Origin of the sequence: Kocuria sp., from assembly GCF_030538595.1 — a bacterium.
Taxonomy (GTDB): domain Bacteria; phylum Actinomycetota; class Actinomycetes; order Actinomycetales; family Micrococcaceae; genus Kocuria.
Map to the genome: position 1 here is coordinate 50,087 of NZ_JAUNTS010000010.1, position 14,965 is coordinate 65,051.

General features: G+C 62.9%; 11 protein-coding genes. 4 read left to right on the plus strand and 7 right to left on the minus strand.

Annotated elements, in window-relative coordinates; all coding sequences use genetic code 11:
* Window positions 1–296 precede the first annotated feature (296 nt).
* The 3 genes from Q4G32_RS09520 to Q4G32_RS09530 all read left to right on the plus strand — a co-directional run bounded on the left by Q4G32_RS09520 (window position 297) and on the right by Q4G32_RS09530 (window position 6,607).
* Window positions 297–1,550 (plus strand): ATP-binding protein, encoded by a 1,254-nt coding sequence (locus tag Q4G32_RS09520; RefSeq protein ID WP_303350985.1) that lies wholly within the window; start codon window positions 297–299, stop codon window positions 1,548–1,550.
* Between the two features lie 462 nt (window positions 1,551–2,012).
* Window positions 2,013–4,706 (plus strand): phosphoenolpyruvate--protein phosphotransferase, encoded by a 2,694-nt coding sequence (gene ptsP / locus Q4G32_RS09525; protein ID WP_303350986.1) that lies wholly within the window; start codon window positions 2,013–2,015, stop codon window positions 4,704–4,706.
* 38 nt (window positions 4,707–4,744) lie between these two features.
* A complete protein-coding gene (locus Q4G32_RS09530) occupies window positions 4,745–6,607 on the plus strand; it encodes a PTS transporter subunit EIIB (protein WP_303350988.1) in 1,863 nt (620 codons plus the stop codon).
* A gap of 93 nt (window positions 6,608–6,700) precedes the next feature.
* Here Q4G32_RS09530 and Q4G32_RS09535 read toward each other — a convergent pair whose 3' ends face one another.
* Window positions 6,701–7,939, minus strand: coding sequence for an MFS transporter (locus Q4G32_RS09535; RefSeq protein ID WP_303350989.1), 1,239 nt, complete (start codon window positions 7,937–7,939; stop codon window positions 6,701–6,703).
* Window positions 7,940–8,118: 179 nt separating this feature from the next.
* Between Q4G32_RS09535 and Q4G32_RS09540 the strand changes: the two genes are divergently transcribed.
* Complete coding sequence (locus Q4G32_RS09540; protein ID WP_368660385.1) at window positions 8,119–8,925, plus strand: PIG-L deacetylase family protein; 807 nt, start codon at window positions 8,119–8,121, stop codon at window positions 8,923–8,925.
* A 93-nt stretch (window positions 8,926–9,018) separates the two neighbouring features.
* Here Q4G32_RS09540 and mnhG read toward each other — a convergent pair whose 3' ends face one another.
* From mnhG to Q4G32_RS09570, 6 genes are read right to left on the minus strand one after another with little or no spacing between them, the layout of a single operon-like run.
* On the minus strand, window positions 9,019–9,369 hold the full coding sequence (mnhG, locus tag Q4G32_RS09545) for a monovalent cation/H(+) antiporter subunit G (RefSeq protein ID WP_303350992.1): 351 nt from the start codon (window positions 9,367–9,369) through the stop codon (window positions 9,019–9,021).
* Window positions 9,366–9,644, minus strand: coding sequence for a monovalent cation/H+ antiporter complex subunit F (locus Q4G32_RS09550; protein ID WP_303350994.1), 279 nt, complete (start codon window positions 9,642–9,644; stop codon window positions 9,366–9,368). Before Q4G32_RS09550 ends, mnhG begins: the two co-directional genes overlap by 4 nt.
* Window positions 9,641–9,997, minus strand: coding sequence for a Na+/H+ antiporter subunit E (locus Q4G32_RS09555; protein ID WP_303350995.1), 357 nt, complete (start codon window positions 9,995–9,997; stop codon window positions 9,641–9,643). Before Q4G32_RS09555 ends, Q4G32_RS09550 begins: the two co-directional genes overlap by 4 nt.
* Complete coding sequence (locus Q4G32_RS09560) at window positions 9,994–11,553, minus strand: monovalent cation/H+ antiporter subunit D family protein (protein WP_303350997.1); 1,560 nt, start codon at window positions 11,551–11,553, stop codon at window positions 9,994–9,996. The genes Q4G32_RS09555 and Q4G32_RS09560 overlap by 4 nt, the downstream gene beginning before the upstream one ends.
* Window positions 11,550–12,062, minus strand: a complete 513-nt coding sequence (locus Q4G32_RS09565; RefSeq protein WP_303350998.1) for a sodium:proton antiporter — start codon at window positions 12,060–12,062, stop codon at window positions 11,550–11,552. Before Q4G32_RS09565 ends, Q4G32_RS09560 begins: the two co-directional genes overlap by 4 nt.
* Window positions 12,059–14,908 carry a DUF4040 family protein gene (locus tag Q4G32_RS09570; RefSeq protein ID WP_303351000.1) on the minus strand — a complete coding sequence of 950 codons (2,850 nt, stop codon included), beginning with the start codon at window positions 14,906–14,908 and terminating at the stop codon, window positions 12,059–12,061. Before Q4G32_RS09570 ends, Q4G32_RS09565 begins: the two co-directional genes overlap by 4 nt.
* Window positions 14,909–14,965 lie beyond the last annotated feature (57 nt).

Sequence of the window (14,965 nt, forward strand, 5' to 3'; positions counted from 1 at the left end):
CTGCATGCGCACGTGGCCCGTGATCACCGCCGTCGTCGTAAGTCGCCACCCGTCCGTGAGATCACCGGTTGTTGTTGAGAACACCGGCTATAGGCGGTGCTCTCAACAACAACCGGTGATCTCGGGTCAGCAGACAAAATGTGTGAGCATCCCGCGTGTCACTGGTGGTGCCGTCCTGCCGCTAGCACCGACCTGCAGCTCAAGATCCCATCCACACGTTCTGGCCTATAAGCCGGCGGTCGTCCTCCTTATGACAAACCTTCGACTTCAAGCATGACGAATTATAGATTTGAGTCATGACGGATTACCGAACTCGTGTGGCGGATGATGAGCTTCATGATCGGATGCTCGCCATGGGGGCCGTGCTGGTTGAGGGCCCCAAAGCTGTGGGCAAGACCCGCACCGCTCAGCAGGTGGCGGGGACGACACTGCGGATGGACGTGGACCGTGCGGCGCGCACCGCCTTAGAGGTCCAACCTGAGCAGCTGTTCTCATCTCCTACACCCATCGTGTTCGACGAGTGGCAGGAAGCCCCAGGCCTATGGAACTTGGTCCGGCGTGCGGTTGATGACCATGTTGGCAAGGGCTTGTACGTCTTGACGGGCTCGTCACGTCCCCGGGACGATGCGAGGGTCCATTCCGGCGCCGGACGGATTGGGCGTTTGCGGATGCGGCCCATGAGCCTGTTTGAGTCGGGTCATTCAACCGGGGAGGTCAGTCTCCGGCAGTTACTGGAGGGCGGAGAGCCTGATGGCAAAGGCTCCGGCCTGACCGTGGATGGACTTCTTGAGCGCATCGTCATTGGCGGATGGCCCGATCTTCTTGATGCTGGTGAGCGAGAAGCTGCCCTGTGGCTGCGCGACTACCGCCGCACCATCATCGAGGTCGACGTCCCGGAGCTCGGGACACGTCGTAACCCTGGGAACGTCGGACGGCTCTTGGCTGCGCTCGGGCGCGCAACAGCTGCACCGCTTAATCTCACCGTACTCGCCCAGGACACCGGTGGCGCCCGTGGGCGAATTGCAGCCGAGACCTTAACCAACTACCTCGATGCCCTGGACAGGCTCATGCTGGTCGAATCCATCCCCGCCTGGCGCCCCCACATGCGTTCCCGCACCCGACTACGGGCGGCCCCTGTCCACCACTTCGTGGATCCCTCCCTGGGCACTTCGGCACTGGGGGTAGGTAGTGACGATCTGCGACGCGATCTGAACGCCGCCGGGCTTCACTTTGAATCGCTGGCCATGCGTGACCTCCGGGTCTATGCGCAGCCGTTGGGTGCCATGTTCTCTTCGTGGCGTGACTCCCAGACCGGACTTGAGATCGACGCCGTTCTTGAGCTTCCGGACGGCCGATGGGCAGGTATTGAAGTCAAGCTGGGCGAAAGCTCTGCAGATGACGCTGCCAACTCACTGTTGCGTGTGGCGGACAAGATTGATCAGCAACGCCACGGTGAGCCAGCGGCATTGATTGTGCTGACCGGAGGCCGATTCACCTATCGACGCCCGGATGGAGTTTGTGTTGTCCCAGTGACGGCACTTGGCCCGTGATCAACGCCGTCGGCGGCCCTGAAGTTCACACTCCGGGGCCACCGCCGTCGTCGTAAAGCGCCACCCGTCCGTGAGATCACCGGTTGTTGTTGTGAACACCGCCTGTAGCCGGTGTTCTCAACAACAACCGGTGACCTCGCTGGTCACGGTAGGAAAGCTGAGTCAGCACGGCCCGCACGGTGCATTGAACCAACACCAAAACGCAAAAGTAGCCACAAAGAACCACGGAAAACCGCGGGCAACAGTCCCGCGAACGCTGGAATCAGGGTCTAATGTTCAATCGCGCCCATCTTCGCAATCGAGCGCAGATCCCACAGGTGTGATCGGGAGTGGACCCAGGGCAGGTAGGGTCACCATCGGTCATGTTGCCGGTGGTGATGTGTCACAAGCGGAGCTTTAGGGCTACCTTACGATTGCGCCATGCGGCGCCCGCCCCTAATCAACGGAGAGAAGAGGGACGCTATGAGTGAGCCAACGACGGCCACCAGGATCGATTTCATCGCTCCCCTGACTGGCGTTTTGGTACCGATCGAACAGGTACCGGACCCGGTGTTCGCCCAGAAAATGATGGGTGAAGGATTCTCGATCGACCCTTTGGCCGGTCAGCTGGTTGCACCCCTTGCCGGTGAGGTGGTGGACCTCCAGCAGTCGGGGCACGCCATCACCATTCGCTCCGCGGAGGGCCTGGAAGTGCTCATGCACATTGGCCTGGACACCGTGGCCTTGCAGGGCCAGGGTTTCACCCCGCTGGTGGAACAAGGAGCCCAGGTCACCGCCGGGCAGCCGCTCATTGACTTTGAGCTGGATTTCCTGGCCACGCGCGCCAAGAGCCTGCTCACCCAGATTGTGATCGTCAATTCCGATCTGCTCTCCTCCCTGACCCCCGAATCCGGTTTGGTCACCGCGAGCCAGGACGTTGCAGCGCACGCCGAGCTCAAAGCCGCTGCACGCAACGACGGCGCCGCAGGTTCCACCGCCGCCGGGGTTGCGGCCGGTGCAGGAGCTGGTGCGGCAGCAGGTGCTGCTGCTGGAACTCCGTGGGGTGGTGACTCCCAGGACGGTGGCGCCGGTCAGGCCAACACCGCCACTGCCGAGGTTCTGATCCCCAACCCCACGGGCATGCACGCCCGTCCGGCAGCCAACTTGGTCAACGTGGCCAAGGAGTTCGACTCTGACATTCAGTTGGACAAGGAAGACGAATCCGGCAGCGCCAAGTCGATTGTCTCCATCCTGGCCATGGCCCTGGCTCACGGGGACAAGATGACCATCACTGCCACGGGCACCGATGCCCAGGAGGCAGTTGATGCCCTGGTTCAGGCCATCAAGGATGGCTTGGGCGAAGATGTTGGAACCATGCCGTCTGGCACGGCAGACACCGTGGCCACCCCCGCCGTCGCCGAAGCAGCAACGCTGGAGCAGCCGCAAGAGGGCTCGGACGAGCCCAAGTCCGGTGATCCCAACGTCCTGTTGGGTGTCACGGCATCCCCGGGTCTGGGCATCGGTCACGTGGTGCAGATGCGCCAGGCAGAAATTGAGGTTCAGGAGACCGCCGCCGATCCGGCGCAGGAGCGTTCGGCCTTGGACTCCGCATTGGACTCCTCCATCGGTGAGCTCAAGGAGTTGGAGCAGCGTCTCACAGCCGAAGGTTCCGCGGACAAGGCGGAAATCTTCCGTGCCCACCAGGAGATCCTGCGCGATCCGGAACTGGTCAACAACGCCCAAAAGGGCATTGACCAGGGCAAGAGTGCGGCGTTTGCCTGGCGGGCTTCCTACACGGGTTTCGCCTCCCAGCTGGAGGGCCTGGACAATGAGGTCTTGGCGGGCCGCGCCACAGACATGCGCGACGTCGGACAGCGGGTGCTGGCCACCCTGACCGGTCAACACCAGGAGAAGGCTGAGCTGGCAGAAGGCACCATCCTGATTGCGGAAGACCTCACGCCGTCGGACACCGCTCAGCTGGACCGCACCAAGGTGGTGGGTTTTGCCACCACGCAGGGTGGGGCATCGTCGCACGTGGCCATCATTGCCAGGTCCATGGACATCCCGGCCGTGGCAGGCATTGAGGACCGTGCCCTGCAGATCGCTGAAGGCACCCGCGTGGTGCTGGACGGTACTGCCGGCAAGCTGCAGTTGAACCTCTCCGATGCGGAGATCACCGGGATTGAAGACCGCCAGCGCCGTATTGCAGAGCGCAAGGCCGTTGAAGACGCTGCCAAGGACGATCCGGCCGTGACCACGGATGGTCACCAGGTCGCCGTCGTTGCCAATATCGGCAGTGCTGATGACGCCCGCGACGCCGTGGCCCACGGTGCGGAAGGTGTGGGGCTGCTGCGCTCCGAGTTCGTGTTCATGGAGCGCCCCACGGCACCCACCGAACAGGAGCAGGCCGATGTGTATGCGGAGTGCTCCCGTGCGTTGAAGCCCGGCCAGCCTTTGGTGCTGCGCACCCTGGATGTGGGCGGTGACAAGCCGCTGAGCTACTTGCCCATCCCCAAGGAGGAAAATCCGTTCCTGGGTATCCGCGGTGTGCGTGTGGGCCTGGAGCAACCGGAGGTGCTGCGCACCCAGCTGCGTGCCATCTTTGCGGCGGCCGACGCCGGTGCGGAACTGCACGTGATGTTCCCCATGATCGCCACCATCCAGGACTGGCGTGCGGCCAAGGAAATCTTTGACCAGGAGAAAGCTGCCTCCGGGATCACCACCAAGGTTTCCTGCGGCATCATGATGGAGGTCCCCTCCGTTGCCGTGATGGCCCAGCAGTTTGCCGCCGAAGAAGGCTGTGACTTCTTCAGCGTTGGCACCAATGACCTCACCAGCTACACGCTGGCGATGGACCGCGGCCACCCCAAACTGGCCGCACAGGTAGACCCGTGCAACCCCGCCGTGCTGACCCTGATCGGGCAAGCCGCAGCGGCGCTGCACGCCCAAGGAAAGTGGCTGGGGGTTTGCGGTGGCGTGGCCTCCGATCCCCAAGCCGTTCCGATCCTGGTTGGACTCGGCGTTGACGAGCTCAGCTGTTCTATCCCGGCGATTCCGTCCGTCAAGGCCGCCGTCCGGGCACACTCCCTAGAGCACTGCAAGGAATTGGCTGCCAAGGCCGTGACCTGCTCTACCCCTGAAGAGGTTCGCTCACTTGTCCCCATGGACGAGTTCTGATTCGTCAGCCCGAGCGAGAACTGACAAGGATCCCCTCCATGAGTAATTCAGCACAGCAGATCGTGGACGCCGTTGGCGGTCCCGACAACATTGCAAGTCTCACCCACTGTGCCACCCGCCTGCGTTTCCAGCTCAATGACGCAAGCGTGGTGGATGCCAAGAAGGTTGATGCAATCGACGGCGTGATGGGCTCGGTCCCGCAAGCCGGCGAGCGCTATCAGGTCATCATTGGCGGTGCGGTGCAATCCGTCTACAACGACATCAATGCGCTACCCGCCATGGCCAACGCCGGTGGAGCCAAGGGCGGCCAGTCCGCCGACGATGTCAAGGCTGCCGCCCGTGCCCAGGGCCCGCGCGGCAAGTTCGCCTGGTTGGACAACTTCTTCGAGTTCCTGTCCGACTCCTTCCGGCCCATCCTGGGCGCTCTGCTGGGTGCCTCCCTGTTCATCACTTTCATGGCCCTGATGGGCACGTTGGGTGTGATTGGGAACTGGGCTGATCCGCGTACCGATCTGCCGCCTTCCTGGCAGTTCATCAACTTCATGTGGCAGTCCGTGTTCGTGTTCCTTCCGCTGATGGTGGCCTACAACGCCTCCAAGAAGCTGGGTGCCGATCCGTGGGTTGGCTTTGCGGTGATGGCGCTGGTCATGCTGCCGGGCTTCTCCGCATTGGCGGAGTCCCCGGAGGCCTACCAGGCCAGCATTGCGGGCACTGACGTGACGCTGGTGAACATTTTTGGCATCCCGCTCACCATTTTTGGTTACGGCTCCCAGGTGTTCCCGCCGCTGCTGATGGCAGCAGTGTTGGGCCCGCTTTACAAGGGCTTGAAGAAGATCATTCCCGCCAACTTGCAGCTGATCTTTGTGCCGTTCCTGTCCATGCTGATCATGCTGCCGCTCACGGCCTTCCTGATCGGCCCCATTGGTGTGTTCGCCGGTGCGGGTCTGGCCAACGTGTTGCAGTCGGTCAACGACTTCTCCCCGTTCATCTTTGCCATCATCATTCCGCTGGCCTACCCGTTCATGGTTCCGCTGGGCCTGCACTGGCCGATCAACGCCATCATGCTGTTGAACATCCAGACCTTGGGCTTTGACTACATTCAGGGCCCCATGGGCGCATGGAACTTTGCCTGCTTCGGCGCCACCGCCGGTGTGCTGTTCCTGGCCGTGAGGGACAAGGAAATGCAGATGCGCCAAACCGCTACCGGTGCTCTGGCGGCCGGTCTGCTGGGCGGTATCTCCGAGCCATCGCTGTACGGCATCCACCTGCGTTTCAAGCGCATCTACCCACTCATGCTGGTTGGCTGTTTGGTGGGTGGTTTGGTCCAGGGCTTTGGCGGCGGTCAGGTGCACACCAACGCGTTCGTGTTCACCTCCTTGCTGACCATCCCGGCCTTCGACCGGATCGGGCTCTACGCCCTGTCCATCGGTGGCGCCTTCCTGGTGGCCATGCTGTTGGTCATCATCTTTGACTACCGCACCCCGGAGCAGCGCGCCGAGGCCAAGGCTGCCGCTGCGGCTGCCAACGGTGAGGCTGTTGAGGGCGATGCCGCCGTGCCCGGTGGCGTGGCTGCCGGTTCGGCCGCTGGGGCGGGTGCTGCAGGTGCCGCTGCCGCTGACCCCAAGGACGCGATCAACGACGACGAGCAGGCCAAAGCCAGCCAATGGTTGACTGCCCTGGGCGGCTCGGAGAACGTGAGCCTGGCGGACGCCGTGGCGGAAACGCGACTCCGTGTTGAGGTCAAGGACTCATCCAAGGTGGATCAGGCGGCCCTGAAGTCGGCCGGTCTGCCCGGCGCGGTGCAGGTGTCTCCCAACCTCTGGCACCTTGTGGTGGGCTCAGACGCCAACCAGTACGCGGCTGCCATGGCAGCCAAGTTGGGTGGCCAGCCGGTGGGTTGATCGTCTCCACAGGCGGCACAGTCCGCCGAGTTGCCAAAAAACCGGCCCCTGATACGTTCAGGGGCCGGTTTTTTGGCAAGTGGGCTGTTCAGTTCAGGATGACCGGGACTGGTTGTCCTCCAAGCGGAAGGCCACCAGCAGGATGGCGGCTCCAGCCAGTGCCATGGCCGCGCCCACCAACGACGGCGTCCGGTAGCCCAGTCCCGCAGCAATCACCAGGCCACCCATCCACGCGCCCAGGGCATTGGCCAGATTCAGGGAGGCGTGGTTCATGGCAGCCCCCAGGGTCACGGCGTCTCCGGCAACATCCATCAGACGCAGTTGGAGATTGGTCACCAGGATGGAACTCACGGCGGTGATCAAGAACAGCACGGGTAGTGCCCACCAACCACCCGGGATGACAAACCAGAACACGATCATCACGGCAGCAGAACCGGCTGATCCCAGCAGCAGGGATTTACGGATGGACCAGCGCGCCAGTTCACCGGCAAGCCAGGTGCCCACGGTCATGCCCAAGCCGAAGGCCAGCAGGAACAGCGGAACGGTGGAGGCATTGAGCCCACCCACATCCGTGATGGTGGTTGCAATGTAGGAGTAGATGGCAAAGAGTCCACCAAAGCCCACGGCACCGGCACCCATGGTCAACCAGACCTGGCTGCGCCGGAAGAAGTCCTTGGCCTCAGCCAATCCCTTGGCGTTGGGATCACCGGGTGTGCGCGGGACAAAGATCATCACCAGCACCACGGTCAGCAGGGAGATCCCGGCGGCCATGATGTAGGTGGAGCGCCAGCCGTAGTTCTGACCGAGCCAGGTGGCAGCTGGCACACCGATCACATTGGCCACGGACAAGCCAATGAGCACACCGGCCACGGCTCGACCACGGTACTGAGGGGACACCAGACCAGCAGCCACCAAGGAGGCCACGCCAAAATATGCTCCGTGCGGCATACCATCAAAGAACCTGGCCAGAGCGAATAACTCATAGGAAGTGGCCAGCGCGCTGAGGACATTGAACGCCCCGTAGGCACCCATGAGACCCAGCAGCAGACCTTTGCGCGGCAGTCTTGCGCCCAAGATGGACAGGAGCGGAACTCCCACCACCACGCCCAGAGCATAGGCGGAGATGGCGTGACCGGCCTGGGGCTCCGTGATGTTCAGGGATTCGGCAATCTGCGGCAGCACACCCATGGTCATGAACTCGGTGGTGCCAATGGCAAAACCACCCATGGAAAGGGCAATGATGGCAATGACTGCGCGCCCGGTGGTGACGGTGTTGTGGTTGTTGGCGTGCGAGCCGGACTGCGGAGGTGAGGGTGTTGAGCTACGAGCCACGATGAAGGGTTCCTCAGGATGAGAGCTGCGGCACCAGTTGGGCGCCTGCGTTGGTTTAGGAGAGTGGTCTTAAGCGGTTCTGGGCTGTCCATGAAGGCAAGCTCACGTTCTACAGGCGGAAGAACACATGTCCCAGCACAGTTGTTCCAGGTATGGCTGAGAGTAATTCGATAAGCAGCGTGAGCTCCGTTTTGGTCTTTTTGCACGCTCACCCGGATGACGAATCTTCCGGAACGGCAGGGACCATGGCCAAGGCAGCACGTGAGGGTCACCGCGTGGTGGAGATCATTGCCACCAACGGTGACTTTGGCACCCCACCTGCACCCAAGCAGGACGGAACACCGGTGGGCTCCGTGGTGGAACATCGGCGCCAGGAAGCAGCCAAAGCCGCCCAGGTGATCGGGATTCATCGTGTGGAGTGGTTGGGCTATTCGGATTCCGGAATGACGGGTTGGGAGCAGAATGCCGCACGGGACTGTTTCATGCAGGCCGATGTGGAGGAAGCTGCTGCAAAGGTGGCCGCCATCCTGGATGAAGAAAACGCGGATGTGCTGGTGGGATATGACTGGCACGGCAATTACGGCCATCCAGATCATGTGAAGGTCCACGCGGTGGCTCATCGTGCCGCGGAGTTGGCGGCCAAGCCCGTGCGACTGTTGGAAACCACCATGAACCGGGATGAGATGCGGCGTCGATTTGAAGCGGCTGTAGCCGCCGGGGCAGATCCAGAAACCCTGTTCGACCCCGAACATCCGGGCGATGACGGCAACGGGTTGGGGCTGCCGGAATCTGAACTGCACTGGGCGGTGGAACTGACTCCTGGTCTGTTGGCCATCAAGCGCAACGCACTTGCCGCACACGGTTCCCAGGAGGACGTCCAGCACCTGCTGGGCTTTCCCCAGGACCAGTTCAAGCAGGCATTCGGTACCGAGCACTACCGTGAGGTGGGCCGCCCGGACGGGTTGCAGAAGGCTTGGCCGTTCTGATTCTCCGCGCCGCCCGGGCCGGGTGAGTGCCTATGGCGTCCGCCCGGCCGAGTCACCGACCGTGGTTCAGAGTCTCAGGGAGACGGGCTGCACTCAGGTGTGCTGGGCGTCTTCCGGATGGTGTTCGGCCAGGTCATCGAAGACGAACTCGTCAATGTGGGCATCCATCAAATAGGCCGAGCGGGCGATGGCAATGCTGCCCACAGCTGAAGTGATCAGTTGCAACACAATGATCACCAGCACCTTGATCACATCCGGGATGGTGGGCTGGTGCATCAAAGCTCCCACCACCACCAGCACAATGCCGATTCCTGCCGCAGTACCCACCGCGGAAATGCGGGTGTAGACATCCGGGAAGCGCAGCAGGCCCAAGGCGGCGGTGGCAAAGACCAGAGCTCCGCCCACAATCATGATGTCGCCGAAAATGGCTGCTGCAGTGCTCATCTCTTCCCCCTGGTCAGCGCTCGGGCAAAGGACACAGCACCCAGGAAGCCCACCAGGGCAGCCACCAAAACGATGTCAAAGGTGAAAGAGCTGGTGGCCCGCACCCCGATCAGCGCCAGAAGACCCACAATGCCAAAGAGCAGAAGGTCAGCGGCAGCGGCGCGGTCAGCATCCGTGGGACCGGCAAACATTCTGTAGGTGGAGGCCACGCAGGCCAGCGTGAGAATCACCAGGCCAATGTCCACGCCCACCATGCCTGTGGTCATGCCAATCATGCGGGGGCTCCTTCCCGGCGCACGGCCTTGAACATCTGGGTTTCCATGACTGCCAGTTCTTTACGTGAGGTCTCTGCATCCGGGAAGTACAGGGTGTGCACGAACAACACGCGGCGCCCGTTCTCCGTGGTGTTTCCGATCACCAGGGTTCCCGGGGTCACCGTGATGAGGGCTGCCAGCAGGGTCAGCTCCCAGTCATTACGGCACCGGGTGGGCATCCGGGTCAGGCCCGTGGTGGAGTTCTGCCCCGGGGTCAGGTTGTCCTTGATCACCGCAGCACTGGAGACCACCAGCTCTTTGGCGTACCAGAGAACAAAAACGATCAGCCGTAGCGGCCAGGTAAGCCAGGTCATGAGTTCATCACCGCATTCACGTACAAGCTGGGGTCCAAGAGTCCTTGCGCGGCAGTCTGGGACAAGGTCATCAGCATTTCAGCCCCCAGGCCCAGGCTCAGCGTCACCGCGGCCAGCAGCACGGCCGGGGCGGCAAGTCCCACCCCAATGCGCGACGTTGGCTGAGCCAACTGCTCGGTCTGCTCCCGGGTCAAGGTGGCCACATTGGTACCAGCCGGGAGTCCGGGTTCGGCCTCCGGTTGGTCCTTGGCAGTCCGTCCTCCCCAGAACACCCCGGACCAGATTTTGATCATGGACAGCACCGTGAACAGGCTGACCACAATCATCACCACGGCTGCCGCCACTTCACGGGCCTCAATGGAGGCCATGATCAGGGACACTTTGGCCACGAATCCGGAGAACGGCGGCAGCCCGGCCAGGGACAGTGCCGCCACAAAGAAGGCGACGGCGATCACCGGCTCCCGCTTCAAGATTTCCGGAACGCGGCCCAGCGTTCCCGTGCCGTACTTGACCTCAATGGCTCCCGTGGAGAGGAACAGAGACGCCTTCACGATCATGTGATGCAGCAGGTAGAAGATCCCGGCGGTCAGACCGAACTCCGTGAACAGGGCCACGCCCAGCAGGATGTAGCCGATCTGGCTGACCATGTGGAAGGCCAGGATGGAACGCGTGGTGGTTTCCCCCACCGCACCCAGCACACCAATGATCATGGTCAGGCTGAAGATCAGCACACCAACCCAGAGGAACCGGGCGTCCCCGTCAAAGATCACGGCGTATATGCGGTAGATGGCATATATGGCCACCTTGGTGTGCAGCCCGGAGAACAAAGCGGTGATGGCCGGTGAGGTGGCGGGGTAGGCCCTGGCCAACCAGCCGTGCACCGGGACCACGGAGGCTTTGATGCTCAGGGCAAACAACACCACGGCGGTGGCAATGGCCACGGAGCTGTCCTGTTGGGCAGCCCCAGCCAATTGGGCAATGTTGACTGTCCCGGCGGTGCCGTACACAAAGCCCACACCGCCCAGGAAGATGGTGGAGGTCAGCAGATTGATGGTCACGTACAACCTGGCACCCGCGATCTGGCGGAAGGGTGCTTTGGCCCGGGAGGCCAAAACAAAGAGCCCGTAGGAGGGCAGCAGCATGACCTCCACGAACACGAACAGGTTGAAAAGATCTGCTGTGAGCAGGGCTCCGTTCACACCTGCCACCAGGACCAGGAGAAGCGGCGCAAAGTACTGGGAGGTGGCGTAACCCGAGTACAGAGCAAACACCGCACAGGTCACGGAGAGCAGGCCCGTGACGGAGAGCATCAGGGCTGCGAACATGTCCGCGGCAAATGGGATGGCAATTCCAAAGGGCCACAGAGCCACCCCGTGAGCCATGGGTCCGGTGTGGGTGAAATGGGCCACCAAAGCCATTCCGGCCACCATGGAGGCCACCAGGTTGGCCATCAACAGCACCACGTGCAGTTTGGGCCGGCCCCCAAAAATGCTCAACAAACCCGCGGAGACAAAGGGAATGCCGATGAAAAACGGCAGAAGAGCTGCTGCGGTCATCGGGCACCTCCTTGATTCTCGGCACCATTCTCAGAGGAGCCCAGCGGGGCCCTGCCACCGTGATCTGCCAGCCCCAGATTGTCGGCCAGGCCCGGATTGTCTGCCAGGCCCATGTTGATGGTCTGCGTGGTGATGTCCTCCGGCTGGATGATGCCCTTGGGCAGGGTGGACACATTGAACTCGGGATCGTCGTCGTCACCGGGTGGCTCGGTGGTGTCGTCGTCGTCCTTGCCGGTGACTGCTAGCACCAGCATGAAAATGGTGATGGAGAAGGCGATCACAATGGCGGTGAGCACAAAGGCTTGCGGAAGCGGATCGGCCACCGCGGAGGTGTCCACGGGGGTGCCGAACGGTTCCTCCCGGCGTGAGGTGCCACCGGCAGCAATCAGGATCAGGTTGCCGGCATGGCCCAGCAGGATGAAGCCCAGGATGATGCGCAGCATTTCCCGCTGCAGGAACAGGTAGGTGGCTCCGGCCACCAGGATTCCGATGGTGATGGCAATGGTCATCGGGCACTCACCTCGTCATCGATGGCGTCGAATTCGGTCAGGAGAGCATCGTGTTCGTCGTCTTCAGCGTCGTGACTGGGGTGGGTGGGGTCTGAGTGGCGATCGTGACGGCCCAGCAGGTTGAAGGCAGCCAACATCACGCCCAGCACGCCCAGGTACACACCGACGTCGAACAGCAGCGGGGAAGTGAGCTTTAGCCCTAAGATCTCCACGTGCAGCGGGGTCAGGAAGGAGCCTTCCAGGTAGCCCAGGAATCCGGTCCCGGCGCCCACAATGAACCCGGCGCCGATCAAGCTCAGATACGGCCAGCGAATCCTGGCGGCGGCATCAGAAGGCGCTGCCAGGTAGAGCAAGGCGAATCCCGCCCCACCCACCAGGGCGGAAATGAAGCCACCGCCCGGTTCCTGGTGGCCGCGCAGCAGCAGGTACAGGGACAGGAAGATGATCAGCGGTCCCAGAACCTTGGTGGTCACCCGCAGGAACACGGAGTTCTCCACGGCGTCGTAAATGGGGGTCCGCCGGTCCAGGCGAGCCGAGCGAATGGCGGCTGGTGCGCGTGAACGCAGCAGCGCTGCAATGGCAATGCCTGCCACACCCAGCACCGTGACCTCACCCAGGGTGTCCAGGGCACGGAAGTCCACCAGGATGGTGTTGACCAGGTTGGCTCCGCCGGTGGCTTCCTCACCCTGGGTCAGGAAGTATTCGGCAGCTTGGGACATGTCCCGCCGTCCGGTCAGCGCCAGCACGCCCAGGGTGGTGGCCACACCGGCCAGGATGGCAACGGTCCCGGCACCAATGCGGGCTTTGGTGGATTCGCGCGGGAAGCGGTTGGGCAGGCGCCGCAGCACCAACACCAGAACACACACGGTCAGAATCTCCACCAGCAGCTGGGTCAGGGCAACGTCCGCCGCGCCCAACAGGAAGTACCAGACGGTCATGGCGAACCCAATGATGCCCGTGACCACAATGGCCGTGTACCGGGTACGGCTGTAGACAGCCGACCCCACACCTGCGGCCACCAGGAGCAGGAGCAGCCAGTCCTCCGGGCGGGACGGATTGCCCACGACGGACGGCAGCTCACCCACCGTGAACACCCCAGCCAGCGCAATGATGGCCAGGCAGACGGCGGGGATGCCCAGGTGGCGGCGCGGTGAGGTGGAGCCGGACCAGCTGCCCACCACCGCACCGGTGCGGATGATGGCCTTGCGGGTCCAGTCCACGGCGGTCAGCCCGGAGAACGGGATACCACGCGGCACCATGAACGCCTCCACGGGGCGGCGGGCCAGCACCAGCGTGGTACCGGCAGCAATCACGACGCCGGAGATGGCCAACGCCAAATTGAAGCCATGCCACAGCTCTAGATGGGCTTCCACGGGGGAACCCACTGCTGCGGTGGCTGCCGGGCCGATCAGCCCGTCCAGCAGGAAGGGCAGAACACCCAGGACCAAACCGGCAGCAGCCCCCAGGGCGGGAACGGCCCAGAAGGTGACCGGGGCTTCGTGGACTTCCTTCTCCGGCTGTGTCCTGGCACCAGTGGTATTGAAGGTTTTGCCCGTGAAGGCACCCAGGACAATGCGAGCGGAGTAGGCCAGGGTGAGGACCGACGTCGTTGCTGTTCCGGCGATCAACAGGGCCGGGAACCAGGCTGGCCCGGGGACGTCAAGGAAGGCGGCGAACATGCCTTCCTTGCTGACAAAGCCCAGCAAGGGCGGTAATCCCGCCATGGAGGCCGAGCCCAGGATCAGGGCCGTCAGGGTGACCGGCATGCGCATCCGCAGGTGCTGGAGTTTGCGGATGTCACGGGTGCCGGCTTGATGGTCGATCACGCCGATCAGCATGAACAGCGCGGATTTGAACAGCGCGTGCGCCACGGTGTGGACTGCGGCGGCGGTCAACGTGGCTGGGGTTCCCACGCCGATCATGACCACCAGAAGGCCCAATTGGCTGATGGTGGAATAGGCCAGCAGCTCTTTGAGATCAAAGCGGCGCAGAGCACCGGCTGCCCCAAGGAGTGCTGTGATCAGGCCGGAGGTGACCAGCAGAACCGTCCAGACCGTGTTGTCCGCCAGGGCGGGGGAGAAGCGCAACAGCAGGTATATGCCGGCTTTCACCATGGCCGCGGCGTGCAGGTAAGCGGAGACGGGCGTGATGGCCACCATGGAATCCGGCAACCACGCTTGGAACGGGAACTGAGCGGATTTGGTGAAGGCGGCACCGGCCAGAAGAACGGCAACGGTGGTGGTGAAGGCGGGGTCGTTGCTCCAGATGGGGTCGGTGAGGACCTGGCTGATGCGGGTGGTGCCCGTGCCCACGGCCATCATGGCCACCGCTGCCAGCAGCAACAGGCCACCTGCCACGGTGACCAGAAGTGTTCGGACCGCGGGTTCGCGTGCATCCGGTCCGGAGCGGCCGATCAGGAAGAACGAACACAGGGTGGTGAACTCCCACGCCACAAACATCACGATCAGATCATCCGTCAGGACCAGAACCAGCATGGAAGCGGCGAAAGTGGTCATGAGCAGGTAGAACGTGCCGTGCTTACCGGCTTTGCCCAGGTACCGGGCTGAATAAGCCAGGATCAGGCCGCCCAGGACCAACACCAGCAGGGCGAACATGAGGCCCAGGCCGTCCAGGCGCAGGGAGAACTCCACGCCGAGCGATGGGATCCACGGGACAGTCTCCACGACTGGGGTGGTGAAGTCCCCGCCCGTGGCGGCGACGACCGCTGCAGCAGCGGCGAACAACGGCAGAGCCAGAATCCAGCCGGCGTCACGGCCAGCGAATTTGGTCAGCAGCGGGGCAACAAGGCAGGTGAGTGCTGCTATGACAACGCTTGTGAGAAGCAATAGACCACCTAGTCCGGGAGGGTGGGCGGGCGGCGGGACCGATCTTGGGAGGGTGCT

Excerpts from the sequence above, each read along its gene's own strand:
- Q4G32_RS09520 (WP_303350985.1), top strand. The coding sequence starts at position 297 with ATGACGGATTACCGAACTCGTGTGGCGGATGATGAGCTTCATGATCGG.
- ptsP (WP_303350986.1), top strand. The coding sequence starts at position 2,013 with ATGAGTGAGCCAACGACGGCCACCAGGATCGATTTCATCGCTCCCCTG.
- Q4G32_RS09530 (WP_303350988.1), top strand. The coding sequence starts at position 4,745 with ATGAGTAATTCAGCACAGCAGATCGTGGACGCCGTTGGCGGTCCCGAC.
- mnhG (WP_303350992.1), bottom strand. The coding sequence starts at position 9,369 with ATGAGCACTGCAGCAGCCATTTTCGGCGACATCATGATTGTGGGCGGA.
- Q4G32_RS09550 (WP_303350994.1), bottom strand. The coding sequence starts at position 9,644 with ATGATTGGCATGACCACAGGCATGGTGGGCGTGGACATTGGCCTGGTG.
- Q4G32_RS09555 (WP_303350995.1), bottom strand. The coding sequence starts at position 9,997 with ATGACCTGGCTTACCTGGCCGCTACGGCTGATCGTTTTTGTTCTCTGG.
- Q4G32_RS09560 (WP_303350997.1), bottom strand. The coding sequence starts at position 11,553 with ATGACCGCAGCAGCTCTTCTGCCGTTTTTCATCGGCATTCCCTTTGTC.
- Q4G32_RS09565 (WP_303350998.1), bottom strand. The coding sequence starts at position 12,062 with ATGACCATTGCCATCACCATCGGAATCCTGGTGGCCGGAGCCACCTAC.